This window comes from Paenibacillus sp. F411 (genome assembly GCF_017582705.1).
Classification (GTDB): Bacteria; Bacillota; Bacilli; order Paenibacillales; family Paenibacillaceae; genus Paenibacillus_AQ; species Paenibacillus_AQ algicola.
Map to the genome: position 1 here is coordinate 78,379 of NZ_JAGFIP010000005.1, position 22,750 is coordinate 101,128.

Annotated in this window: 24 protein-coding genes; 6 read left to right on the forward strand and 18 right to left on the reverse strand. The window is 54.1% G+C overall.

What is annotated here, in order from left to right:
• Positions 1 to 7 precede the first annotated feature (7 nt).
• Together tsaB and tsaE are read right to left on the reverse strand one after the other, a co-directional pair.
• A complete protein-coding gene (tsaB, locus tag JJQ72_RS07265) occupies positions 8 to 793 on the reverse strand; it encodes a tRNA (adenosine(37)-N6)-threonylcarbamoyltransferase complex dimerization subunit type 1 TsaB (protein ID WP_208203227.1) in 786 nt (261 codons plus the stop codon).
• Positions 794 to 795: 2 nt separating this feature from the next.
• Complete coding sequence (gene tsaE / locus JJQ72_RS07270; RefSeq protein ID WP_208203228.1) at positions 796 to 1,269, reverse strand: tRNA (adenosine(37)-N6)-threonylcarbamoyltransferase complex ATPase subunit type 1 TsaE; 474 nt, start codon at positions 1,267 to 1,269, stop codon at positions 796 to 798.
• Positions 1,270 to 1,642: 373 nt separating this feature from the next.
• Here tsaE and JJQ72_RS07275 point away from each other — a divergent pair, with 373 nt between their 5' ends.
• A complete protein-coding gene (locus tag JJQ72_RS07275) occupies positions 1,643 to 2,278 on the forward strand; it encodes a copper amine oxidase N-terminal domain-containing protein (protein WP_208203229.1) in 636 nt (211 codons plus the stop codon).
• Between the two features lie 268 nt (positions 2,279 to 2,546).
• On the opposite strand, the gene JJQ72_RS07280 is transcribed toward JJQ72_RS07275, so the two are convergent.
• Positions 2,547 to 2,729: an H-type small acid-soluble spore protein gene (locus tag JJQ72_RS07280; protein ID WP_208203230.1), complete on the reverse strand. Its 183-nt coding sequence runs from the start codon at positions 2,727 to 2,729 to the stop codon at positions 2,547 to 2,549.
• Between the two features lie 3 nt (positions 2,730 to 2,732).
• Positions 2,733 to 3,029: a hypothetical protein gene (locus JJQ72_RS07285; RefSeq protein ID WP_208203331.1), complete on the reverse strand. Its 297-nt coding sequence runs from the start codon at positions 3,027 to 3,029 to the stop codon at positions 2,733 to 2,735.
• Between the two features lie 159 nt (positions 3,030 to 3,188).
• On the opposite strand from JJQ72_RS07285, the gene ku reads away from it, so the two are divergent.
• From ku to ligD, 3 genes are read left to right on the forward strand one after another with little or no spacing between them, the layout of a single operon-like run.
• Complete coding sequence (gene ku / locus JJQ72_RS07290; protein ID WP_208203231.1) at positions 3,189 to 4,115, forward strand: non-homologous end joining protein Ku; 927 nt, start codon at positions 3,189 to 3,191, stop codon at positions 4,113 to 4,115.
• Positions 4,115 to 5,029, forward strand: coding sequence for an ATP-dependent DNA ligase (locus JJQ72_RS07295; protein ID WP_208203232.1), 915 nt, complete (start codon positions 4,115 to 4,117; stop codon positions 5,027 to 5,029). Before ku ends, JJQ72_RS07295 begins: the two co-directional genes overlap by 1 nt.
• A complete protein-coding gene (gene ligD / locus JJQ72_RS07300) occupies positions 5,026 to 5,922 on the forward strand; it encodes a non-homologous end-joining DNA ligase (protein WP_208203233.1) in 897 nt (298 codons plus the stop codon). The genes JJQ72_RS07295 and ligD overlap by 4 nt, the downstream gene beginning before the upstream one ends.
• 63 nt (positions 5,923 to 5,985) lie before the next feature.
• Here ligD and JJQ72_RS07305 read toward each other — a convergent pair whose 3' ends face one another.
• A complete protein-coding gene (locus JJQ72_RS07305; protein ID WP_175415342.1) occupies positions 5,986 to 6,939 on the reverse strand; it encodes a YitT family protein in 954 nt (317 codons plus the stop codon).
• A 146-nt stretch (positions 6,940 to 7,085) separates the two neighbouring features.
• Positions 7,086 to 8,513 carry a cardiolipin synthase gene (cls, locus tag JJQ72_RS07310; protein ID WP_208203234.1) on the reverse strand — a complete coding sequence of 476 codons (1,428 nt, stop codon included), beginning with the start codon at positions 8,511 to 8,513 and terminating at the stop codon, positions 7,086 to 7,088.
• Between the two features lie 256 nt (positions 8,514 to 8,769).
• Here cls and JJQ72_RS07315 point away from each other — a divergent pair, with 256 nt between their 5' ends.
• Complete coding sequence (locus JJQ72_RS07315; RefSeq protein WP_208203235.1) at positions 8,770 to 9,735, forward strand: M23 family metallopeptidase; 966 nt, start codon at positions 8,770 to 8,772, stop codon at positions 9,733 to 9,735.
• Positions 9,736 to 9,766: 31 nt separating this feature from the next.
• Positions 9,767 to 10,186, forward strand: a complete 420-nt coding sequence (locus JJQ72_RS07320) for a bactofilin family protein (RefSeq protein WP_243895932.1) — start codon at positions 9,767 to 9,769, stop codon at positions 10,184 to 10,186.
• Positions 10,187 to 10,240: 54 nt separating this feature from the next.
• On the opposite strand, the gene JJQ72_RS07325 is transcribed toward JJQ72_RS07320, so the two are convergent.
• From JJQ72_RS07325 to JJQ72_RS07380, 12 genes are all read right to left on the reverse strand, one after another.
• Entirely contained in the window at positions 10,241 to 10,429 is a 189-nt protein-coding gene (locus JJQ72_RS07325; RefSeq protein ID WP_138226842.1) for a hypothetical protein, read from the reverse strand.
• Between the two features lie 198 nt (positions 10,430 to 10,627).
• The gene (locus tag JJQ72_RS07330; RefSeq protein WP_208203236.1) at positions 10,628 to 12,439 is read right to left on the reverse strand and encodes an ABC transporter ATP-binding protein; all 1,812 of its coding nucleotides are present in this window, start codon (positions 12,437 to 12,439) and stop codon (positions 10,628 to 10,630) included.
• Positions 12,440 to 12,451: 12 nt separating this feature from the next.
• Complete coding sequence (locus JJQ72_RS07335) at positions 12,452 to 12,940, reverse strand: lasso peptide biosynthesis B2 protein (protein WP_138226844.1); 489 nt, start codon at positions 12,938 to 12,940, stop codon at positions 12,452 to 12,454.
• A complete protein-coding gene (locus JJQ72_RS07340) occupies positions 12,937 to 13,233 on the reverse strand; it encodes a lasso peptide biosynthesis PqqD family chaperone (RefSeq protein ID WP_138226845.1) in 297 nt (98 codons plus the stop codon). The genes JJQ72_RS07335 and JJQ72_RS07340 overlap by 4 nt, the downstream gene beginning before the upstream one ends.
• A gap of 2 nt (positions 13,234 to 13,235) precedes the next feature.
• Positions 13,236 to 14,432, reverse strand: a complete 1,197-nt coding sequence (locus tag JJQ72_RS07345; protein ID WP_208203237.1) for a nucleotidyltransferase domain-containing protein — start codon at positions 14,430 to 14,432, stop codon at positions 13,236 to 13,238.
• A gap of 17 nt (positions 14,433 to 14,449) precedes the next feature.
• Positions 14,450 to 15,784 carry a UDP-glucose dehydrogenase family protein gene (locus JJQ72_RS07350; RefSeq protein WP_208203238.1) on the reverse strand — a complete coding sequence of 445 codons (1,335 nt, stop codon included), beginning with the start codon at positions 15,782 to 15,784 and terminating at the stop codon, positions 14,450 to 14,452.
• Complete coding sequence (locus tag JJQ72_RS07355) at positions 15,781 to 17,169, reverse strand: sugar phosphate nucleotidyltransferase (protein WP_208203239.1); 1,389 nt, start codon at positions 17,167 to 17,169, stop codon at positions 15,781 to 15,783. The genes JJQ72_RS07350 and JJQ72_RS07355 overlap by 4 nt, the downstream gene beginning before the upstream one ends.
• A 1-nt stretch (position 17,170) precedes the next feature.
• Positions 17,171 to 18,310, reverse strand: a complete 1,140-nt coding sequence (locus JJQ72_RS07360) for a glycosyltransferase (RefSeq protein WP_208203240.1) — start codon at positions 18,308 to 18,310, stop codon at positions 17,171 to 17,173.
• Positions 18,310 to 19,506, reverse strand: a complete 1,197-nt coding sequence (locus tag JJQ72_RS07365) for a glycosyltransferase family 4 protein (RefSeq protein ID WP_208203241.1) — start codon at positions 19,504 to 19,506, stop codon at positions 18,310 to 18,312. The genes JJQ72_RS07360 and JJQ72_RS07365 overlap by 1 nt, the downstream gene beginning before the upstream one ends.
• A complete protein-coding gene (locus tag JJQ72_RS07370) occupies positions 19,503 to 20,690 on the reverse strand; it encodes a glycosyltransferase family 4 protein (protein WP_208203242.1) in 1,188 nt (395 codons plus the stop codon). Before JJQ72_RS07370 ends, JJQ72_RS07365 begins: the two co-directional genes overlap by 4 nt.
• Before the next feature lie 25 nt (positions 20,691 to 20,715).
• Positions 20,716 to 21,759 carry a glycosyltransferase gene (locus JJQ72_RS07375; RefSeq protein WP_208203243.1) on the reverse strand — a complete coding sequence of 348 codons (1,044 nt, stop codon included), beginning with the start codon at positions 21,757 to 21,759 and terminating at the stop codon, positions 20,716 to 20,718.
• Between the two features lie 14 nt (positions 21,760 to 21,773).
• Positions 21,774 to 22,655 carry a glycosyltransferase family 2 protein gene (locus JJQ72_RS07380; RefSeq protein WP_208203244.1) on the reverse strand — a complete coding sequence of 294 codons (882 nt, stop codon included), beginning with the start codon at positions 22,653 to 22,655 and terminating at the stop codon, positions 21,774 to 21,776.
• Positions 22,656 to 22,750 lie beyond the last annotated feature (95 nt).

Here is a 22,750-nt window from a genome sequence, read left to right on the forward strand (position 1 = left end):
CCTCCCTTCACCGCTTGCGCAGCAGATTGCTTTCTGCCTCAGACAGCTGTGTATAATTCGGTACCAGCGTATGCGGCTCGTCCCGCTCTCCTCGCAGCAGCCGCGCTGCTCCCAGCAGACCCGCCCACTGGCCTTCCAGCTCATAAGGAAGAACCGTTACCGGTCCTCCATAAACCTCAGCCAGTCTGGATGCTGCATCGGCGTGAACCCCGGTGTCTCCAGTAAACCAGATTCCCGCTGGCAAAGAGTCCTTTTCCAGCGTGACCAGCCGTTCACTTAACTCCTCCACCCAAGATTGCATAAGCCGGATGGCATCCGGTGCAAGCCGCTCCGGTGCAGCACCCGTGCTTCCTTCAAATAACGCCGTATAGGCCTGGCCTCTGCGGGCATCCATCACAGGAATGACCCAATGCCGGCCAGCCCCCGCTTCGTCGTGCCTCTTCAGCGCCTGCTCCAAACCGCCCCATGCCAGTGCGTGCAGGCTGGATATCCCCACAATCGGGATGTCGTTCGCCCAGGCCAGGGTCTTGGCCGCAGTCACCGCCATGCGCACGCCGGTATAAGATCCTGGACCCACACCGACCGCAATGCCGTCCAAATCGGCAACGGTAACCCCTGATTGCTGAAGAACACGCTCCAGCACCGGATGCATATGAACCGAATGATTTCGTTCTACACTTTCATGAATTTCGCCCAGCAGCTCCTGATCCTCCAGCACAGCTGCAGCCAGCGAGGCTGTGGACGTATCCAACGCCAAAAGCCGCTGTCGCGGCTTGCTTTGATTCCTGCTCATCGCTATCTAACCCCGTTCTGTTTCAAGTCGCGGCACCAGCCGTCCGTGATGTCACCCTGGCCGGTCAGCGTAATAAGGCGGGCCGAGTCGCCCCGGTGCTCCAGGTGAATATGCAGATGCTCCTGTGGCAGCAGCTCTGTGATGAGCGAGCTCCATTCCACCAGGCACACACCATCGCCGTAAAAATAATCGTCCAGCCCCAGCTCATCCGCTTCCTCCAGGGATAAACGATACACATCCATATGGTAGAGCGGCAATCGCCCCTCGTACTCTTTAATGATGGTAAAGGTCGGACTGTTTACCACACCACTCACGCCTAGCGCGCGGGCGAAGCACTGGGAAAAGGCCGTTTTACCCGCCCCAAGATCCCCGTCCAGGCCAATGACCGTACCAGGCTGTACCACGCCAGCCAGCCAAACGGCCAGCCGCTCCGTATCCTCCAGCCCGGAAGACTCGTAATTAAATGTTTCTGTCACTTGTATTCACCCCATACGTGAATGCTAATCGTCAGCTCCAACATGTCCTTAATTATATCGGTCCCAACAAGCACCCGCAAGGGAAGCGAAGCGCAGGACGCAAAAAGGAGCCGGGACTCCCCGGCTCCTGTGACTCTGTATAAATGGAAGCGTTAAGGTTATTGATTCCCGGCATCAATGATTCTTCTTATTATTACATAGGTGCTTCGTAACACAAGATGGCGGTTGTCTTCTTTGCCGCAAAAGCATAAGTAACTGGATAATCAAAAAATGGATAACTACTGCGTGTTGTATGTTTTTTTGATTATTCTTCCATTTTACCCTATTATTAATTACATGTATTAACATTTAAATACAGCTTGGAGGAGAACTAATGAAACGCATTGTCAAAATAGGACTTGCTGGAATCCTGCTCACAACCGTATTTTGCGCAGGTGCTTATGCTTCAACAGTAGTACCTAAAGTCTTTGTTCATGGCAATATCACTCAAAGCACAACAGCACCGAAAATTATTGATGGAACAGTCTATGTACCACTTCGTACAATATCTGAAGGCCTTGGAGCAAATATTCAATGGGATAATAAGAGTAAAACCGTGTATGTCAATTCTGATCCGAACTTCAAAACGGAAACCGGCAGCGTATCGTATGTAAATGAGCGTGATCTAGCATTTAATTGGATTATGGCCTACGATGATCGACGGAAGGAAGATGTACTTGCATTAAACGCACCGGGATTCAGAACAGATATTTATAATGAAAGCTTCCCTATTGGAAACTACAATATGGCCAGCATTATCGAAATGCAACCTGTAGACCGCAGTGAAAATACTTTAACTGTACGTATTGTGCAACGAGTCACCGCAGAAGATGATTACAATGTCAAAGTAGAGAAATGGAAATTCACATTTGAGGGAACTAACAAAATTAAATCGGTGATGATCGTACCGAAATCGACCCAGTATTTAGAACGATACACCTTGTTTCCAGGAACAAGCTTTGGAGAGTAGAATACCAACCATAAACATGTTTCCCTAAAAGTAAAGATCCTAAATAGCGAGTTAACTCCTTATGTATGACTTTCAGTTTGTCTATCTAAGATAGACAAACTCTTTGATTTAAAGCCGCTAAATTTAGCGGCTTTTTTGTTTGCATATGAAGACTCCTTTGAGGATTATACTAGCATGCACTATCGCTCAGCATGTCCGTAAGGAACTGTGATACAACTACTGTTTCATTTACTTCCCGTTCTTTTACATAGGACTCTCTAATAAAACCTCACTCGCCCTCCTGCAGGCGGTCTACACTGACCGTCATCGTGTTGGCCGGGCGGGAGCCCACCTGCACCGTCGCCATGCCGTTGGCATGGTCCAGTTCCTCGATCCACACCGGCTGGCCGGCAAGATGAACCTTAATCGTATCCGGTGATTCAAAAATATGAATAGCGCGCTGCATCTCCATCCTCTATTCCTCCTCTCCATAGCGGGGAGTCTCGTCCACCGTATTCATCGTATCTGTGGTCGTCTCTCCGATCTCCCCGTTGTCATCTTCTGTCACGTATCCGCCGCCGAGCCCTTCGTTGATCATCCGGTCCACATCAAACATCGTCGATTCCCGGGACAAGCCCCGGTCCTCGCCGGTCAGCTCCTCCCAATCCAGCATCTCGCCGTTTACAGGCTCCAGTGCGTCCTCATTGAAGAGTGAGCTGTGCTGATCCGGCAGTCCGCCGCTTTCCTTGCCTCGTCTTTCGTGCTGCTTCATGGTTATGCATGCTCCTTTTCTGCCAGGAATCCCTTCTCAATATGCCTCCATCCCCCCGGTATTATGCAGGCCGTAGCGTCATAAGGAGGTACTTTTTGGGGCAAACTATAAATAGTTTATACAGAAGCGATATCAAGGATAGAAAGGTTGTGCCGCCACATGCATACCGTCTGGAAGGGTGCCATCAGCTTCGGATTGGTCCATGTCCCTGTCAAAATGTTCTCCGCCACAGAAGATAAGGATATTTCGATGAAATATTTACATAAAGTCTGCGGCAGCCCGCTGTCCTATGTTCGCAAATGCCCCGTGTGCGAGGAGGAAGTGGCATGGGAGGACATCAGCAAGGGCTATGAGTACGAGAAGGGACGCTTTGTTCTTTTTGAAAAAGAAGAGCTCGAGCAGCTCACCGATGCAAACAGCAAGAGTATTACGATTCTTGACTTTGTGAATTTGACGGATATTGATCCGATTTATTTCCAGAAGACGTATTATCTCTCTCCCGATCAGGCAGGGTCCAATGCATACCGCCTGCTGCTGGAGGCTATGCGGCTGTCGGGCAAAATCGGCATCGCCAAAATCGCCATCCGCTCCAAGAGCAGCCTCGCTGCCATCCGCGTGCTGGATGAATGCCTCGTGATCGAGACGATTTTTTATCCCGATGAGATTCGGCCGCTGTCACAGGTGCCCAACCTGCCGGAAGGCGTCGCCGTCAATGACAAGGAGCTGACCATGGCGCGCATGCTGATCGAGCAGCTGTCCACGCCGTTTGAGCCGGGAAAGTATACAGATGATTACCGGGAACGGCTGCTTGGTGCGATCCAGAGCAAGATTGCGGGCGAGGAAATTAAGGTCGCTCCGGCGGCGCAGGAGAGCAATGTTGTCGATCTGATGGCTGCCTTGCAGGCCAGCATTGAGGCTGTCAAGCCGATTGCGACGGACCCCGGGGACGCCGGCAAAAAGCGCAAGCCTGCCCGGAAGCCGGCGGCTGCAGCTGCGGCCAAGGTTAGCGGGGACGTCGGCGCCGCTCCCCCGGCCAAGCCGAAGCGGCAGAGCCGTAAAGCCAAGTCACCGGAAGCCGGCTCCTGATGGCCAGCGGCAGCCCCCTGTTTCCGAGGGAGCCGATGGCGCCCATTGCGGTGGACGACATTCCGGAGGGCGAGGAATGGGGCTACCAGCTGAAGTGGGATGGCGTGCGCATCCTGGCGCTTGTAGAGCACGGCAAGGTGACGCTCATGTCACGCAAGCTGCTGGATAAGACGGCCCTGTATCCAGAGATTACAGCATGTCTGCGCAGCGGATTTCAGCAGCGCCTGCTGCTGGATGGGGAGGTCATTTATTTCGATCCGGAGCAGGGACGGCCGGTGTTTCAGAAGGTGCTGCAGCGCGAGCGCTCCAGAGTCGCTGCCGCCCAGAGTCCCCGGCTCACCTATGTTCTGTTTGACCTGCTGATCGAAGGTGAAGAAGATCTGCGTACGCTGCCGTATGAGCAGCGACACGCTCGTCTCCAGGAGCTGATGGCGAAGCAGCCTGGTCTGCTGCTGTCCGAGCTGTTTCGTGATGGTCCCCGCCTGTGGGAATGGGCACAGGAGCGCGGCTGGGAAGGCATCGTCATCAAGCGCCTCAGCGCACCTTACCGCGAAGGCAAGAAACACAAGGATTGGCTGAAGAAGAAGATAGCACTCACCGTACAAGCCAGCTCACCCGGAATCATTCTGCGGGAAGGACGGGTTGCCAGTCTCGTTGTATTGGGTGAAGACGATGCCTATATCGGACGAGTCTCCCTCGGGCTAACCGAGCCGCTGAGGCGTCAGCTGCTCTCCTTTGCCCAGCAGCATCCCGGGCCGCCGCGCTGGTCACCATCGCCTGCGGCTGGGCGCAAGGAGCAGATCCAGTGGCTCAGCCTGCCTCTACAGCTTACGGTCACGTTTCTGGAGTGGAGTCAGGACGGTATGATGCGTCATCCGAAGCTGCTGCATTTGGAAGGGCTGGAGCCGGAATGAGGAAGCAAGTGAAAGGCTTGCTGAGGATTGAGGGCCAGGACATCGTGGTTACGAATCCGGACAAGCCCTTATGGCCCGAGGTCGGCATTACCAAAGCCATGTATTTGCAGAAGCTGACCGCCCTCTCTCCATTTCTGCTGCGTTACACGTCCAATCGGCTGCTCACGACCATCCGCTATCCGCACGGGGCTGCGGGAGAATCCTTTTATCAGAAAAATGCGCCTCAGCCGCGTCCCTCCTTCGTCCAGACCGCCGTTCATGAGAAGATTAACTACGTGCTGTTGAATGGCCTGCCCGAGCTGCTGTGGCTCGGTAATCTCGCCGCACTGGAGTTTCATCCGTCGCTGCACGCTGCCGGCAGTACACTGCCGTGCGAATGGATGATTGATCTGGATCCCACACTTCCCGAGGAGCCGCGCATCATGGAAGCAGCCAGCCTCGTAGGAGAGCTCCTCCGCTCGCTCGGCATCCAGTCCGTTCCCAAGACGTCCGGGGCTACCGGCGTGCAGATTATCGTGCCGATTGAAGCCGGGCTGACCTTCGAGGAGCTGCGCAGCGCCGGACAGTTTCTCGCCCAGTATGTATCCCAGAAGCATCCCGAGCTGTTTACGGTAGAGCGGCTGAAGAAGCACCGCGGCAACAAGATTTACTTCGATTATCTTCAGCATTACAGCGGACGCACGCTGGCTGCTCCCTACACTCCCCGCGCACGTCCCGGTGCCACAGTCTCTACACCCTTGACCTGGGAAGAGGTGAATCGGAATGTCTCGCCTTCCTCCTATCATTTGCTCAATATTGAGGAGCGGCTCCAGGAGAAAGGGGATTTGCTGTCTCTCCTCCCTCCCCAGCCACTGGCACCTCTTCTGGGACATCTGCGCAAGAAGCAGACCTGATCTTTCATAGAAAAAAAAGCATCCTGCATACGCGCCAAACGCGATATGCAGGATGCTTTCTTGTTAGTGGATATCCTTCTTCTTGAACCGTCCGCCCTTCACATCGTGAATATTGCCTACAGCGAGGAAAGCTTGCGAATCCCAATCCTCCACGATGGTCTTGAGCTTCGCTTCCTCCAGGCGCGTAATAACGGTGAAGATGACCTTCTTGCTGTCGCCGGTATAAGCACCCTCGCCATCCAGGTAAGTCACTCCGCGTCCCAGACGCTGGGTCAGAGCATCCCCGATCTCCTTGTAGCGGTCGCTGATAATCCATACCGATTTGGACTGATCCAGCCCCTCGATCGTAATATCAATCAGCTTGAACGCCAGATAGTAGGCAATCAGAGAGTACATGGCCCGGTCCCAACCGAAGACGAAGCCGGCGCTGCCCAGGATGAACAGATTGATGAACATCACAATCTCTCCGACCGAGAACGGCAGCCTCTTGCTGAACAGAATGGCTACAATCTCGGTGCCGTCGAGCGATCCTCCAGAGCGGATGACCAGACCGACGCCGATCCCCAGAATGACACCCCCGAAGACGGCTGCAAGCAGCGGATCAATCGTAATGGGAGCCACCGGATGCAGCAGATACGTTCCCAGAGACATAACCAAAACGGCAAAAAGCGTAGAAAGCGCGAACGTTTTGCCAATTTGCTTATACCCCATGAACAGAAAGGGCAGGTTAAATAGCGTCAGAAAGATCCCCAGCGGCAGTGCGGTTGCATGGGATACCATGATGGAGATGCCTGTAATTCCGCCGTCAATAATGCGGTTCGGGACGAGGAAGATTTCCAGACCCACAGCCATAAAGCCCGCACCCAGGGTGAGAAAAATGAGCCGCCGCAGCAATCTCGCCCACATCGACTTGGCAGGCTGCTTCTCCGGCTGCACCGGCGTCTTCGCGGCAGGTGACACCTGCTGCTCGCGCGGCGGTGGTGCCGGCTTGGACAAGGATTTCAGTTCACTGGACATATGATTCCCCCGATTCTTAACCCAACGGCCGTCTTGCGGCCTGTCATGTAATATGTTTATTTTATCACATAACCTTGCGATATAGAAAAGGAGGAGGTGAAACAATATTCACCGCCTCCCGATAATATAAAGTGATCAGCCCTTCCTTATAGCATGGGAGACAGCATGCGGCAGAAGATCTCCGCTGCTTTTTGCGCGCGTCCCCGTTTGTGAAAGGCCTCCTCGTCAATCTCCTTACTGTGCGTCAGATCCTCCTGAAAATCAGCTACCAGATGCCCGATCGGCTGCGGATCGAACATGACCGCCGTCAGCTCAAAGTTGCAGAAGAAGCTCCGCATATCCATATTCGCCGTTCCTACCGAGCCCAGCAGGTCATCCACGATGAGCACCTTCGCATGGATGAAGCCTTTTTGATACTCATAAAATCGTACGCCGGCCGTAATCAGATCCTCTACATACGAGAGTGAAGCCAGCTTGACGAGTCGTGAATCCGCCTTGTCCGGGATGATGATGCGCACATCTACCCCGCTGACGGCCGCCGTTTTGAGTGCTTCAAAGATGCCTTCATCCGGGATGAAATAGGGCGTTGTGATCCAGATGCGCTCCTTGGCTACCGAAATAGATCCGAAGCACATCTCCTGAATTGCGTTCCAGTTCAGATCCGGACCGCTGCTCAGAATCTGCACCTGCTCATCCCCCTTGCATTGATGCTTGGGGAAGAGAGCCATATCGACGATTTTTTCACCGGCAGCGAGCCGCCAGTCATGCAGGAAGACATTCTGGAGAAAATAGACCGCGTCCCCCTGCACCTCAAGATGCGTATCGCGCCAATAGCCCATATCAGGGTATTTGCCCAAGTAATCGTCACCGACATTTATGCCGCCGAGAAAGCCGACCGTGCCGTCTACCACGACAATTTTGCGGTGATTGCGGTAATTGATCCTCCGGTTCAGCACGGACACCATCGCAGGAAGGAAGAAGTGAAACTCTACGCCCGAATCCTTAAACCTGCGGATGAATGAGCGCTTCAGCTTATAGCTGCCCAGCCCGTCACAGATGAGGCGGACCTTCACGCCCTCCTTGGCTTTGCGGATCATGACATCCTGGAACTTCGTCCCGATTGAATCATGCCGAAAGATATAAAATTCCACATGGATATGATCCTTTGCCTGCTCCATCGCGTGAAGCATCGCAGCAAAGGCCTCTTCCCCATCCGTCAGCACCCGGGTCGTATTGCAGCCCGTAATCGGCGTCTCGGACAAGTGATTCAGCAGATTGAACAGCCTCAGATTGTGCTTGAATTCGGGGTTATGCATGCCGGATACCTGATCCACCACCGCTGCGCGGTCCCACAGATGATTCTTGATTTCACGGAAGAGCCGGGTGCCCCGATTGCGGATTTTGAGCCGCTGCCTGTAATCCTGGGCAATAAAGTAGTAGAGAATGAAGCCGAGCAAAGGCAGGCAGAACAGAATAAACATCCAGGCCACCGCCTTGGACGGGTTGCGGAATTCCAGCAGCAGCACAGCCGCCATCTGAAGCACAAACGCAATGAGTGCAAGCAGGAGCCACATAACGGCAGCCTCCCAACGTCTAAGTATAATGGTTCCGTCCTGCAGTGCATGCAAAGATTTCTATTACAGCATTGACCAGGAGGAGAGTGATTAATCAATACATACCCAATCTCCCCGGTAACTGAATACACCGCGATCCATCCCGGGATTTGCTGACATGTTTCCACGTCCTCCGGAATAGATAAAGAGTAAGAAGCCGTCCAAGCATTGCCATGCCGCTTGCTATGAAACCCGGGCGGTGCAGAAAGGGGTGCTCATGAAACGAAAGCCGGGAAAGCAGCCGTTAACTCTGCTCGTGCTGCGGGATGCCCAGCAGTCCGTGCGGCAGATTCATTTGTCCAAGCCCTTGATGATCCTCGTTCCGGCCGCTGCCGTTCTCTCGATAGCCGGCCTGATTCTTACGATGCACATACAAGCTGAGCGTACCGTCTCCGGGCTGGAGCGCCAGCTGCTATTAAAAAATCTGGAAGCCTTGCGCATGGAAATTACGGTTACAGATAAGGATGAAGCGATTGAGCGGTTAAACCAGGCCATTCTTCAGCTGTCCAGTGAAGCGGCCGAAACCGAAGAGCAGATGCAGCGGGTCCAGGAGCTGGAGGCCGAGCTGCGGCAATTCATGAAGCGTCACGGGTACGATCCGGATAACATTACTTCCCTGGAGTCTTCAGGCGGCATGGGCGGCGAGTATGTTGCAGTGCACGAGTCTGAAATGCTGCAGCTGGCCGAAGAGACCCAGGATGATTTCGAGCGGGTGCGGCAGCTGATGTCCGTCATGGAGCAGGCCATCCCCCGGGCTCTCGACAGCGCGGAGCAGACTCGCCTGAAGCGGGAGGCCACCCCTTCCCTGTGGCCGACCAAATCCCGCACGCTGACGTCCAGCTTCGGCTATCGAACCGATCCCATCAATGGAAAAACCGCCTTTCATGCCGGCATCGACATTGCCGGTGACACCGGCGATCCCGTATATGCCGCCGCAAGCGGGACGGTCAGCGCCGTGGAAAGGAGTGCGGTCCGGGGCCGCTACGTCATTGTCGATCATCCGGACGGACTCCAGACCTGGTACGTTCATCTGGACTCTGCTGCCGTTCAGGCCGGGGACTCCATTACCCAAGGCGATGTGCTCGGCCGGCTGGGAAGCACCGGGCGCAGCACAGGCCCGCATCTGCATTTTGAAGTCGTGAAGAATAACCGAACGGTAAACCCGCTGGAATATGTGAAGTAAATGCAATGGATTTGAAGGAGGATGAATACACATGATGAGATCCAGGAAGAAGTCAGCACGGCGGTCCCAAGGCCCCGCCACATTGATCAGTCAGGGAAGCCAGGTCGAGGGCAAGCTGATCTGTGAGAGTGATCTTCGGATTGATGGACAGTTTCAAGGAGATATTGAAAGCACGGGAGAGGTAACGATCGGAGAGCTCGCTGTAGCGCGCTCAAATATTACGGCCAAAGAGGTGTTCATTGCCGGAAAGGTGTATGGCGACGTGGCAGCTGAGGAAAGACTGACGATTACACGAACTGGACAAATGTATGGGGATGTGGTGGCCTCCTCCCTCATCATTATGGAGGGCGGGGTGTTAAACGGGGCCAGCCGCATGGAGCACCAAGCTTCTTCGGGGGATTCCGGTACAGCTTCCGATGCTCGCCATTTGCCGCAGCCGGAAGCGGGATAAGACTTGAGGACGGTTGGAGGATGAAGCAGCGAGCAGGCCATATGACGGGGTCATTCAAGGCTCGGGCCTTGATGTCCCCGGCTGGCTGCTGGCTATGGAGGATGGATCCTGACATTTTTGGGCGGCACATTCTTCGCAGAGTCCAATCGGAATATTATGCTTGAAATAACCGGTACGAAAAATTTTTCCGGACTGGTTCACGACACGGCAGCAAACAATGCAGTACATGTTCATCTCATCCATTCGGACCGCTTCCTCTCCGGGTCGTTTGTCGGATTGACTCGATACATATTGTATCATATTTAAAAATGTATATAATCCCGAAAAGTTTGTCAACCCGCAGTTAGGTCTTTTTGCCTGAGTGGGAAGAAATAAGGTCTTAATATAAAAAAGACAGCTGCCTCTCCGGTGCAAAAGTCCGGTGCGAAAGGCAGCTGTCTTCTATTTCGTCATGCCCGTCTGCTCCTGCAGCAGACGGCTGAATCTGCCCTGCCGGTCCTGTGCCAGCTGACGGTAGCCCCCCTGCTGGATAACAGCCCCCTGCTCCATGACTATGACCTGATCCGCATTGCGGATGGTGGACAGGCGATGGGCGATCACAACAATCGTCATGCTTCCTCTCAGGCTCTCCAGTGCAGTCTGGATCAGCCGCTCGTTCTCTGTGTCCAGGGCACTGGTCGCTTCATCCAGCACGAGCAGGGTCGGGCGCTTGAGGATGGCCCGGGCGAGAACGATCCGCTGTCGCTCTCCTCCGGAGAGGCGGATTCCCCGGTCTCCAATGACCGTGTCCAGCCCCAGCGGCAGGCTGCGCACGAATTCCTCCGACGCGGAGAAGCGCAGCGCTTCCCACAGCTCTTCCTCCGACGCATCCGGTGCCACCAGCTTTAAGTTATGGCGAATGCTCTCATGGAACAGGAAAGGGTCCTGCGGAACATATCCGATGCCCTCCCGGAGCCGGTGCAGCTGCTGCTCCTTTAGCGGGATGCCGTCTACGAGGACCTCCCCGCTTTCCGGCGGAATCAGGCCCATGAGCAGATCCATCAGGGTGCTCTTGCCCGCGCCGGACCTGCCGACGATGGCTGTCATTTGACGGGCAGGAATTTGAATGTTGATATCGCGAAGGGCATAGACGGGGGAGTCGGGTTTATACCTGTAGCTGACGCCGCGGCACTGGATGCCCTGGGTCATGTGCAGCTTCTCCTGTTTCCCCTTGTTCTCTTCCTCGCCTCCTGTCCACTCCCGCTCTTGTCTAAGCTCCTGCTCCAGCCGGCGCATCGCGGTAAAGGCGGGTATGTTCGTGACAAGCTGCTCGGACTGTGATTGAATCGTAATGAAGCGCGGCCATAGCCTGGAGAAGATCAGCACGATCAGGATCAGCTTCTCTGCCGGGGTATGCAGCATTTCGATGGACACATAGATAAATCCCGCGATCAGCAGCACCGAGGACAGGCGGTAGATGAGCTGGGACTTGGAATTAATATCTCCGAACGTAATAAAATTGGTCTCCATTTGACGGGAGAGCCTTGCGAACCAAGAGGTATGAAAGGGCTCAAGACGATTGCTCTTGATGTCCTTAATGCCGCTGAAATGCTCCTGAATCCCGGCAAAATAATACTTCGACAGCTCCGTCGTCTGCTCTCCCACCCGCTTCGACCCCCGAATATATCTTCGTCCGAACAGCGCGAGCGCAGCACCCGAAAGAAGCACAAAGGCGGTCAAGAGCGGCGAAATCCAGAAGGCAAGGCCGATCTGAATCAGTGTGAACAGCCCGGCTGTAATCATGCTCATGAACAGAAATACTCCTTGATTGACCCTTCCCAGCTCATTGGACATCATGTGGTGAAAGTCCGATTTGCGGCTTCGGAGGAAGAACTCCCACCTTGCGTACAGCAGTCCTTCATACGTTTCCATCCGCATCCGGCGGATAAAGCCCTGCAGCATGCGCGTGCTTAGCAGGCTCTGCAGCCGGGTGAGCATGGCTTGCCCTCCCAGAATAAGCACATACAATACTAGTACCAGGAGCAGGCTCAGCTCGGTGAACCAGCCTTCCAGCAGGGTCTGCACCCCCGATACAAGCGGCCAATCGTTCCAGGCCTGCTGCTCCAGGAGGCCGATCATGCCCAGCAGCGGAATCATGAGATACAGTCCGAGTCCTTCCAGCAGGCTGATTACCAATACAAGCGTGATATTCAGAACCAATCTGAAGCCGGAAGCTCTGTACAGCTTGGCGATAAAATACATCAGATCCTTCAAGACAACAACTCCTTATACGCCGGAGCGTTCCGGCTTGAGGCCTTTACGAGAAGGCTGCTTTGCAAAAATGCCCACGACAGCATACTGCTCATGCCCTTCAGCTCCGGTCACCAAATAAGAGCCGCTGCGCAGCCAGGCATGAGCGGCCATACGGCCCTGAGCATCTCGGCCGCTTCCCAGGTACAGGGTGCTCTCCACACCGCGCCGCTCCAGCATGACCATGGCTGCTACCGCTTTGACCAGACACTGACTCTCCCACCAGGTATAGCGGCTCATACGGTGTACCGCTTTGGATACCTGCTTCAGCAGCCTCAGCTCCTGCTCCGTGCACGGAGCTGCCGAGGTCTCCTTCATCGGAGCTCCCAGCGAAGCGGACACCTTGGCGAACGGAAGCAGCTTGAAGATTCGGCCCCAGGCCAAGCAGAGATAAGCCTCGGCATGCAGCATTTTTACGGAAAGGGAACTGTTCAGAATGCGCTGCAGCTTTGTCTTTCTCCTCATGACCCCGACTTCACCTGAATGAGGCCTTCCTCAACCAGCTGGGTGACAAAGGCCTGAACCTGCATATCACACACCTCGCGCTCAATATCGTATTCTGCGACCAGCTGATCCACGATCAGAGACAGCGAGATCGGCGCTGCCGCCAGCTCCCAGATCCGTCCCCCGATGTTCCCCAGGTTGTAGTACTTCCCGTTCTGTATACTCATCATGACCTTCTCGCCGTCCATGTCACTGACCAGAAACCCTTCCTTCTGTACGATCAAATCTTGGGCTGTCATCATATGGCTCTTCATCTTTAATTCCTCCCCGCGAATGGATTTTTGGACAAGGCCTGGAGACGGCGCCAGGACCACAGCACCGGCCGAAGCACGTAATACAAGAAATGGAGCTCCCGTGGAAGCGGCAGCTGCATAGCATCTCTGGAGTTCGGAAGCAGCTTGTTTCGGAAATAAGCCGCTCTTTGTTTTCCGTCCATAAGTGCAATCAAGTAACGGTTATAGTGCCAGGCTACGCTTTTTTCCGGGACTGGATTGAGCTGAACGATTCGTTCAATGTAATGAAGCGCCATGGCGGCCAGCTGCCGGCTCTTCGCGCTTTTCATGAAGGGATGCAGCTCTACCGGAATCCGGACGTAGAACAGTGCCGACGCCAGAATCCAGGCCTGCCCCGCATAATGCTCCCCTCCCTGCTCCCGTAGATGATGCTCCAGGAGAAGAGCGTCTAGTCGCGGAGTCAGCTTGACTATATCCATCAGCCAGCGGAGACGGAACCAGCCGTGCCTCGCCCCGTGGTCGGTCAAATACCCGAGCAGATCCTCATGCCCCAATCCGTATACGGTCTGCCCGGACACCGAGATGGCGCTGCGCCGGGACCAGAGCTGATCAAAGGAATACGCTTTGCTGAAGTGCGGATTGAGGCGCCAATGGAGCTCCACCTGAGCCGCGTGCGCCGCATGCTTTAACGAAACATGGTGACTGGTCTGCTTCCAGTTCGCCAGGACACGCTCCTCTTCCGGGATGTACCCGAGTTCCTTCAATACTCCCTCGGCTTTCTCGACCTCGTCTTGATGCAGCAGCAGATCCAGATCCTTGGAGGTCCGAAGAGACACATCCCCATACAGCTGCATCGCAAGAGAAGGTCCTTTCAGAAACAGGCAGCGGATTCCGGACTTCTCCAGCGCCGCCTGAATGGTGCTCATCTCCCGGGTCAAATGCAGCATCTGGACTGTATTACTCTGGTACTGCCGGCGAAGAGCTTCGAGAATGTCATCCGGAACCAGCCGTTTCGGCAGCTCCTTCAGCCGCAGATAGACGCGCGGAAACACCCGATGATGCATGGCCAGCCGGACCAGCAGACTCCAATCCAGCTGCGGCGGACATTGCCGGACCAAGGCTTCTGCCGGTACCTCCTCGCGCAGCAGCCGCAGCATAAACACCAGCTCTTTGGGCATTGCAGAGCTGCTTCGTTCTAGAATCCCGCGGGTTTTCAACATAAACACCTCCGTAGGTATCATGACAGGGTAGGCACCGGCTCTCGCAAGCCTTGATTCATACCGGGACGCCCCACCGAATAGTAGACGAGCCCGGTTTCAGCCAGCTGCTCTTCCGTGTAAATATTCCGTCCATCAATCAGGTAAGGCCTCTTCAGCCAGCTCTCAATTTGGACCGGGGAAATATGCTGGAATTCGCTCCACTCGGTCAGAATGCACAGGGCATCACATTCACGAGCAGCGTCCGCAGCCTCACTGCAATACTCCACGCCGTCCTTCCCGAACTGCTTCCTGAAGTTATCTGCCGCGACCGGGTCGTAGGCTTTCACGCGCACCCCCCGCTCCAGCAGCGCCGAGATAATCTCAACAGCCGGGGCATCCCGCACATCATCCGTCTCCGGCTTGAATGACAGCCCCCAGATGCCGATGACCGCGTCCTCCATGTTCTCCAGCAGCAGGTCGAGCTTTCGCACGACGTTAAAACGCTGATCGCGATTCACCTCAACGACGGATTTCAGCAGCTTGAAATCATAGTCCATCTGCCCTGCAATCTGAATCAGTGCCTGGGTATCCTTAGGGAAGCAAGAGCCCCCGTACCCGATTCCTGCCTTCAAAAAAGAAGAACCGATGCGCTTGTCGAATCCCATTCCATGGGCGACTTGAGTCACATCGGCTCCTACCTTTTCACATATGTTGGCAATTTCATTAATAAAGGAGATTTTGGTCGCTAAAAATGCGTTGGACGCGTACTTGATCATCTCGGCACTTCGGATATCCGTAATGACAATATTTGCGGTCAGCCGCTCATGAAGCTGTACCAGCTTGTCAGCTGCCCTTACACTGTCGGTCCCGATAATGATTCGGTCCGGATTCATCGTGTCCATGACCGCTGTACCCTCCCGCAGAAATTCCGGTACAGATGCGACGTCGAACTCCTCCCGGGTTCTTGCGGCAATAATCTCCCGGATTTTCTCGTTCGTGCCGACCGGAACCGTACTCTTGGTTACGACTACCGTATACCCGCTCAGCGATTCCGCAATGTCCACCGCCGCCTGCTCGATATAGCTCAGATTCGCCTGGCCATTCGGCAGAGAAGGCGTTCCTACTGCGATGATAACCAGCTCAGCCCCTTGAACAGCGTCCGCGGTGTTCGTCGTAAAGCTCAGGCGTCCCTGGTCCAGATTATCGACAATCAAGGGCTGCAGGCCCAGCTCGTAGATGGGAGCTTCTCCCGCCTGAAGGCGTTCGATTTTCTCTGCCACCTTATCCACGCACACCACCTGATGCCCCAGCTCTGAAAAGCATACTCCTGACACCAAGCCGACATAGCCGGCTCCAATCACTGCAATCTTCAATGGATTTCACTCCCCAGCGCCATCATAATAATTTCTTCCCAGTGCACAGCGAGCCGGACAATATCATCCTCAATCAGCTGGCTGCCGGTCTGTACCTCGATAATCTCCATATCTGTAAACCCCTTCAGGCTATGCCGGGCCTCAGCCGGGATGACGATCACATCGCCTTTACCTACCTTGGAAGCCACGCCGTCCAGAATCATTTCTCCTTCGCCGGATATGACCGTCCAGACCTCGCTGCGCAGCAGATGGTACTGGTAGCTCAGATTGTTGCCTGCGGTCACGCAGATGCGCTTGGTCAGCACCTCATACCCTCCCGGATACTTGATATAGTCGAGCACCCGGTACCGGCCCCAGCGCCGTTCCTCGTACATGGGACGCTGGTCCCCGAAGGAAAGCACCTCCTTGATGCGCAGACTGGCATTTTTCTCTGACACCAGAATGCCGTCCGGACTTGCTGCCACAATCAGGTTCGGGGCGCCAATGACCGTAATCGGGATGTCCAGCTCATTAATAATATGCGTGTTGAAGGAATCATCCGTTAACACACCCTTGCCGACCAGAGGCGTGTGAATCTCTTCGGTCAGCATATCCCAGGTGCCGAGATCCTTCCAGATCCCGTGGTACGGCAGCGCGACAATCTTCTCTGCCCGCTCCACGATGGCATAATCGAAGCTGATCTTCTCCATTCGGCTATATTGGCGAAGCATTTCTTCATATTGAATCGGTAGGCCGCGGTCTAGCAGCTGCTGAATGATATAGCCCAGCCGGAAAGCAAACACGCCGCAGTTCCACAGCGCTGACTGCTGAATCAGCCCGCGGGCCTGCTCTTCATCCGGCTTCTCCGCAAAGTGGCTGATCCTCACATAATCCATTCCCTGCTCGGTCACAGCATGCTCCCCCGGCACCATATAGCCGAATTTAGAAGAAGGGCGGTCCGGCGCTGCGCCAATTAATCCAAGGTCCGCGCCAGTGTCCTTCAGCAGCGGCTCCAGCTCTTTGACCTTCTGGAAGAAATGTGTCTCCACGTAGGGATCCACCGGCAGCACGGCCACGATCTCATCGAGGCTTGCCCCCTTCATGGAATATAAATAGCAGGCAGATAAGGCAATCGCCGGGAAGGTATCCCGGCGCTCCGGCTCGACAATGATCTCCAGCTCATAGCCCAGCTGACTTTGCAGCAGCTCCACCTGAGATTTGCCTGTAGCTACGGCGGCGGTGGATTGAAGCTGCAGCTCCCCGAGCTGGCTCCAGACACGCTGCACCATGGACTGCGGCTGTCCGTCAGGTCCTTTGAGCACCTTCAGAAACTGCTTCGATCGGGTCTCATTCGACAGCGGCCATAAGCGGTTCCCGCTGCCTCCGGACAATAGTATCATTTGCACGTTACCCGCTCCTTTTCACTTCTGTAATTCGGGCTGGGCCCGGTTGGGCATGCAGCATGCCCTCAATGACTCCCTGCATCCGGCGGATAAATACGTCCTCACTAAAGGCCTGCGCATGTCTGCGTATGGCGGCCGGGTCCCAGGCTTGCTGTTCAAACCGCTTCATGGCTGAAATGAGAGAGTGTACGGACTGCTCTTCAAAGAACAGCCCCGTCCTGCCTGCAGCCACTGTGTCCAGTGCTCCGCCTTCGCGGTAGGCAATGATTGGCCTTCCACAAGCGTTTACCTCCAGCGGCGTAATCCCGAAGTCCTCCATTCCCGGAAAGATCAGCGCCTTGCAATGCTGCATGCGGCGAACGACCGTCTCATCACTTTCTCTACCCAAAAAGGTTACCGTCTCCCCAGCCATCTCCTCCAGCCGCTTACGGTCCGGGCCATCCCCGACAATCAGCAGCCGCTGCTTCGTTCTCGTGCATGCCTTCACGGCAAGCTCAATCTTCTTATAAGATACGAGCCTGGACACTACCAAGTAGTAATCTCCCGGCTTGCGGTCACTGATCTCAAAGCGGTCAATATCAACCGGGGGAAAAATAATTTGTGCTTCTGCTCCATAGTGGCGGCGAATCCGTTCCTTCACAGTCGTCGAATTGGCGATCAGCCGGTCCACCTGCCTGGAGTTCCGCTGATCCCAGATTTGCAGCGGATAGGTCAGCCATTTGGCCAGCAGCTTTAAGGCTCTGGGTACCTTTACCCCTTCCATATACGACTCGAAGCTCCACGCAAAGCGCATCGGAGTATGGCAGTAGCAGGCGTGCAGCGCCCCCCGTCCTTTTCGGACTCCCTTGGCATAAGCACTGCTGGAGCTGAGGATCAAGTCATAGCCCTCCAGATCCATCGACCTTACAGCAAAGGGATACAGCCAGAAGAACAGCTTGAATTTGCTGAATATACCGGGAATGCCCTGCATCCAGGTGGTCCGGATATCCGCATCCTGAAGCTCCGGCAGCAGCTTGCTGCGATCCATTATCGTTGTATAGATCGGCGCATCCGGAAACATGCGGTGCAGCACCGCTACAACCCGCTCCGCGCCTCCCATCTGGTTCAAATAATCATGCACGATGGCCACCTTCAGCTCTCTCATCACATCATCTCCTTTACCGGATGATGCTCCAGCTGTTTTCCACTGGCTGTATGCAGCAGCTGATGATATACCTGCTCTACCTTATCCGCGGTCTGGGTAATACAGAAATGATCGATGGCACGCTGCCGGCCGTTCTCACTCAGCCGGGACCACAGCTCGGGGTTATCGAGCGTTAAGCGAACATATCGGATCAGCTCCGGGACATTTCCGGTTTCATACATGAAGCCGCTTTGTCCATGCTCAATAATCTCCGGCACGCCGCCGCCGTAAGTCCCGATAACCGGTGTGCCTTGGGACATGGCCTCAATCACGACTCTCCCGAAGGGTTCTTCCTTCGAGCATAATAAAAGGAGGTCCGCTCCGCAACAAATTTCCAGCACATCGTCCCGGAAGCCGGTAAATCGAACCCGGCTGCTCAGACCCAGGCTCTGCACCCGTTGCTGCAGCTGCTCCAGATAACGCTCGTTCTCCGGTCTGAATTTCGCTTCGCCGACAATCCACAGCACCGCATTCCGACCCTCCTGAACCAGCGTGGAAAAAGCCTCAATGGCATCCTCCTGCCTCTTCCATGGAGCAATCTGACCAATAATAGCAAGCACCTCGACATCATTAGCGGCTCCAAGCTCATGGCGAACCTTGACACGCAGACGCTGCCGCTCCTCCAGGCCCAAGTGCTGCAGCTCCACACCATTATGAACCAGGTGATAACGCTGCTCCCGGCCCTGTCCCTTCATTTCCTGGAGAACAGGATTAGAGATGCCGATCAGTGCATGTGCGCTGCGGGAAGCGAACCAGCGGATCAGCCTGCCCATCCAGCCCTTGGGCGGCAGATCCCGCACATGCCATACGACCGGGAGCCTGTGCAGCCACCGGAAAGAGCCTGCCATAATCCCGGCCCGGATGGAGTTGGCATGAACCAGCTCAGCCCCGCTGTGCCTGAGCTGCCGAGCCAGCTTCCAGCCGGCACCCAGCATCCCCAGCAGATCGACGGCAAGCCGCAGCGGATTGCGAGTCATTCGGGCCCGATAGCTCGGCAGCGGCTGTACGTCCAAGTCAAGGCTTCGCGCCCTGTCCAGCAGCTCGCCTTCCGGAGCGAACAAGACCGGCTGGGCCTGCTTCAAATGCCGGGCCGTTAACAAGAGGCTGATTTCTGCGCCGCTGATCATGCTTGTATGGTTATAGAATGCGATTTTCATGGCCGAAATGTCCTCCTCTTCTGAATTTCCTCGGCGAACACGTCAGTCACCGCTGACGCTACCCTGCTCCAGGTATAGCGCTCCAAAACTTTAGCGCGGCAGGCTTCTCTAGAGGGAAGCAGCGCCGGGTGATCCAGGACGTCGATGATTTTGCGGCTGATGGATTCCGCCGTGCCGTCTGTGAACAGCAGTTCCTTCTCCACATCCTCCAGAATCTCCCGCGTTCCACCGTAAGGCGTTCCCAGAACCGGCGTTCCACAGGCCAGGGATTCAACCGTAATCAGTCCGAAGCCCTCCAGCGTCTGTGTCGGTACAATGCTGATATCTGCAGCCTGGTAACAACGGACCAGCTCCTCATTCGAGATGCGACCTAGCAGCTTCACATGCGCCGAGAGTTCAAGCTCGTGAATCATATTTTCCAGCTCTGTACGCAGCGGTCCGTCACCCCCAATCCACAGGACGGCATCCGGATGGTGCTGGATCACCTCCCTCATGGCATAGATCAGGCGGTCGATTCCCATCCGGCGAACCAGACGGCGGATGCAGAACAGCACCGGCTGACCTGCAGTAAAGCCCATCTCCGCGCGCAGTTTCTCCCGATCCAAAGATGGCTGAAACAGCATATGGTCTACCGCGCCGGGGATGATATGAATCTTTGACTTGTCAATGCCGTACGTGTGAACCAGCACATCCCGAAAATACTGGCTCAGTACAATAAAGCTGTCGGAGCGGCGGTATGTAAGCTGCTCTACCTGTTTTTTCAGCCAGAACCTGGCTTCGTTCATCAGCCCCGTCTTCGCATTCTCCTCTACCTTCGATTCCATAGCCCAAGGGCCGTGGAAGTGCGTCACGATGGGAACGTGCAGCGGAATCTGCTTTCGCGTCACCATCGTGGTATAGAAGGCAAAATGCGGATTGAATACATCCGGCTGAAAGCTTCGAACTGCCTGGACCGCATGCCGCTGCACCACTTTCATCCGATTCAGGAAATGATTGATCCGAATATCGGAAGCGGCATTGTCGATGCCGCGCTCCTGGGGCAGCTGGGCATCTCTCGGAGCAACCACTACGCCCATACCCCGGTGGCCATACTCACTCATTGCCCTTGTATAATCGGCAAAATACCGGTTAAGCCCGCCATGCTGAATATCTATCCAGCCCATGCCGGTCGATAGTACATTCATCGCTCGCTCACTTCTTCCATTGGATTTAGCTGATCAGTGTATTCTGGTAAATCTCAAGAGTGTCTCTAGCTACCCGCTCGACGCTGTAGTACTCCAGCCCCTGCGATGCTTTTGTCCGGTAAGCGTTTAGAACGTCAGGATATTTCAGCATAGCCATAATTCCTTTGGAAAGCTCCTCCGCCGATTTGGGTGGTACGAGCAATCCGTATTGTCCAAACTCTAGGGCCTCCGGCATACCGTCCACTTCGGTTGCAATAATAGCACAGCCAGCTTCACGGGCTTCGATCAGCACTAATGGAAAAGGATCTTTATGTGACGCTAATACGAAAATATCTGCAGCTTTCATATAAGCTCGCGGATCGGATTGATATCCAAGAAAATGGATTCGTTCTCGGTAATGCGAAGTGTCTGCCTGAGCTTCAAATGCTTCCCTGTCCGGACCGTCTCCAACTAGATATAAATGAGCTTCTTCATACTCTTTTGCCACAACATTGAACGCCTCTATAAGCTCGGCAATCCCTTTTCTCACATACATGCCTGCCACTGTTACAATCGGAATCCCTTCGAGAACAACCTCGGTCGAGATCTCCGTTCGTGGACTACCTATGGTCCCGTTACGAACCACATGCAGTTTGTTGGCTAAAATTCCTCTGCGCTGCATGGACTCCGCAACAGCTTGACTTACAGCAATCACCGAATCTCCCACCTTCATGATATTGGCGCTCTTTTGAAACTCATTGTGAACATGGGTAATGATTTTGTATTTGTGAAAGCCTTTCAGCAGCCGGGAAAGCAAGGCACCGGTCATCATATGCGCATGAATAATGTCAGGCTGGAATGCCTTGAGCATTTTTCGGAAATGAAAAAAGGCCTGGAGCATCGGCACCGGCCTTCGAGTTTGATTCAGATTATAATGAGTGATTCCGTGTTTATTGAGCAGCTGAGTATACCCCCCTCCCGCCGAGGCAACCGCTACATTGTGGCCGAGTCTGGCCTGCTCGCAGGCTAAGTCCACCATCACGTTGACAATGCCGTTCCCGCATTCTTTTACATGATTTGCGATATGCAAGATATGAATATGAATCACCTCGTCTCCGCCGCAGCGTGTACTTGTTTCATATTACGGATATATTTTCTGGAAATCATTAACGTTTGGAACGCATCCCGCATACCTTTGATCCCGCTTGTTCTTAATTTATTAGCTGTGATATGAGCGCCAGCGAGCAAGAGGAACATGTAGGCTTTCATCAAGGTTCGATCGGTCTGCCTATAACGTTTATATGTAACATAAATTCGTGAGGCTTCTTTAACGGGTCTGTAGTAATCCCGGTTCTCACTGGATGGAAAATGATGATTGACCGCTTCTTTACACAGATAGATTGTGTAACCAAGCTTTACAGCACGAGTAGTCAAATCCACTTCGTCATATCCGTAAATAAGCTGTTCGTCAAACTGAATTTCCTTGAAGAGCTCTGCCGGGAAAATGGTGCTGTTGATCACGACGGTCTGGATGTTACCCTTCTCATACTCATATGGTTTACTCTGATGTCCCAGAAAAGATTGATTATTCGGATATACAAGCAGACCATGATTGAGTTCCAGCCCCGTGATAATAGCCTTATCCCGTTGGGCCTGATTTACAGCTTGGAGTGCTGCCAGTGCATTCCTTATAAAATGCTCCTGCATAACGACATCATCATCCATAAATAGTAAATGTGATCCAGTAACTGCAGGAAGAATATGATTGCGGTTTGCACACAACCCTTTCTTCGGCCCATTCAAATATGTAACCGACGGAAACGCATGAGCAATCCATTGTCTTGTTTCTTCATTTGTACTGTCATCCGAAATAATAATTTCGTGTGCGGGAATGGAAGAATTTAAAACCGATTGGATCGCTTTATGCAATTCTTTGGGGCGATTACGAGTGCAGATACAAACTGAAAGTTGTGGATATTGCTCCATTAATGTCACCTCCAAATTTTAAAGATTTGCTGAAAAATAATTGAACTATAGTGACAATCCATCAAACATTAAAATAAGAAAACAAGAATTCAACT

Excerpts from the sequence above, each read along its gene's own strand:
- JJQ72_RS07335 (WP_138226844.1), bottom strand. The coding sequence starts at position 12,940 with ATGAGGAGAAAGACAAAGCTGCAGCGCATTCTGAACAGTTCCCTTTCC.
- JJQ72_RS07370 (WP_208203242.1), bottom strand. The coding sequence starts at position 20,690 with ATGAATGTACTATCGACCGGCATGGGCTGGATAGATATTCAGCATGGC.
- cls (WP_208203234.1), bottom strand. The coding sequence starts at position 8,513 with ATGTGGCTCCTGCTTGCACTCATTGCGTTTGTGCTTCAGATGGCGGCT.
- JJQ72_RS07280 (WP_208203230.1), bottom strand. The coding sequence starts at position 2,729 with ATGGAGATGCAGCGCGCTATTCATATTTTTGAATCACCGGATACGATT.
- JJQ72_RS07285 (WP_208203331.1), bottom strand. The coding sequence starts at position 3,029 with ATGAAGCAGCACGAAAGACGAGGCAAGGAAAGCGGCGGACTGCCGGAT.
- tsaB (WP_208203227.1), bottom strand. The coding sequence starts at position 793 with ATGAGCAGGAATCAAAGCAAGCCGCGACAGCGGCTTTTGGCGTTGGAT.
- JJQ72_RS07340 (WP_138226845.1), bottom strand. The coding sequence starts at position 13,233 with ATGAAGAGCCATATGATGACAGCCCAAGATTTGATCGTACAGAAGGAA.
- JJQ72_RS07380 (WP_208203244.1), bottom strand. The coding sequence starts at position 22,655 with ATGGAGCAATATCCACAACTTTCAGTTTGTATCTGCACTCGTAATCGC.
- ku (WP_208203231.1), top strand. The coding sequence starts at position 3,189 with ATGCATACCGTCTGGAAGGGTGCCATCAGCTTCGGATTGGTCCATGTC.
- JJQ72_RS07360 (WP_208203240.1), bottom strand. The coding sequence starts at position 18,310 with ATGAGAGAGCTGAAGGTGGCCATCGTGCATGATTATTTGAACCAGATG.
- JJQ72_RS07325 (WP_138226842.1), bottom strand. The coding sequence starts at position 10,429 with ATGGATGAGATGAACATGTACTGCATTGTTTGCTGCCGTGTCGTGAAC.
- JJQ72_RS07275 (WP_208203229.1), top strand. The coding sequence starts at position 1,643 with ATGAAACGCATTGTCAAAATAGGACTTGCTGGAATCCTGCTCACAACC.
- JJQ72_RS07295 (WP_208203232.1), top strand. The coding sequence starts at position 4,115 with ATGGCCAGCGGCAGCCCCCTGTTTCCGAGGGAGCCGATGGCGCCCATT.
- JJQ72_RS07320 (WP_243895932.1), top strand. The coding sequence starts at position 9,767 with ATGATGAGATCCAGGAAGAAGTCAGCACGGCGGTCCCAAGGCCCCGCC.
- JJQ72_RS07345 (WP_208203237.1), bottom strand. The coding sequence starts at position 14,432 with ATGTTGAAAACCCGCGGGATTCTAGAACGAAGCAGCTCTGCAATGCCC.
- JJQ72_RS07365 (WP_208203241.1), bottom strand. The coding sequence starts at position 19,506 with ATGAAAATCGCATTCTATAACCATACAAGCATGATCAGCGGCGCAGAA.
- JJQ72_RS07305 (WP_175415342.1), bottom strand. The coding sequence starts at position 6,939 with ATGTCCAGTGAACTGAAATCCTTGTCCAAGCCGGCACCACCGCCGCGC.
- JJQ72_RS07315 (WP_208203235.1), top strand. The coding sequence starts at position 8,770 with ATGAAACGAAAGCCGGGAAAGCAGCCGTTAACTCTGCTCGTGCTGCGG.
- ligD (WP_208203233.1), top strand. The coding sequence starts at position 5,026 with ATGAGGAAGCAAGTGAAAGGCTTGCTGAGGATTGAGGGCCAGGACATC.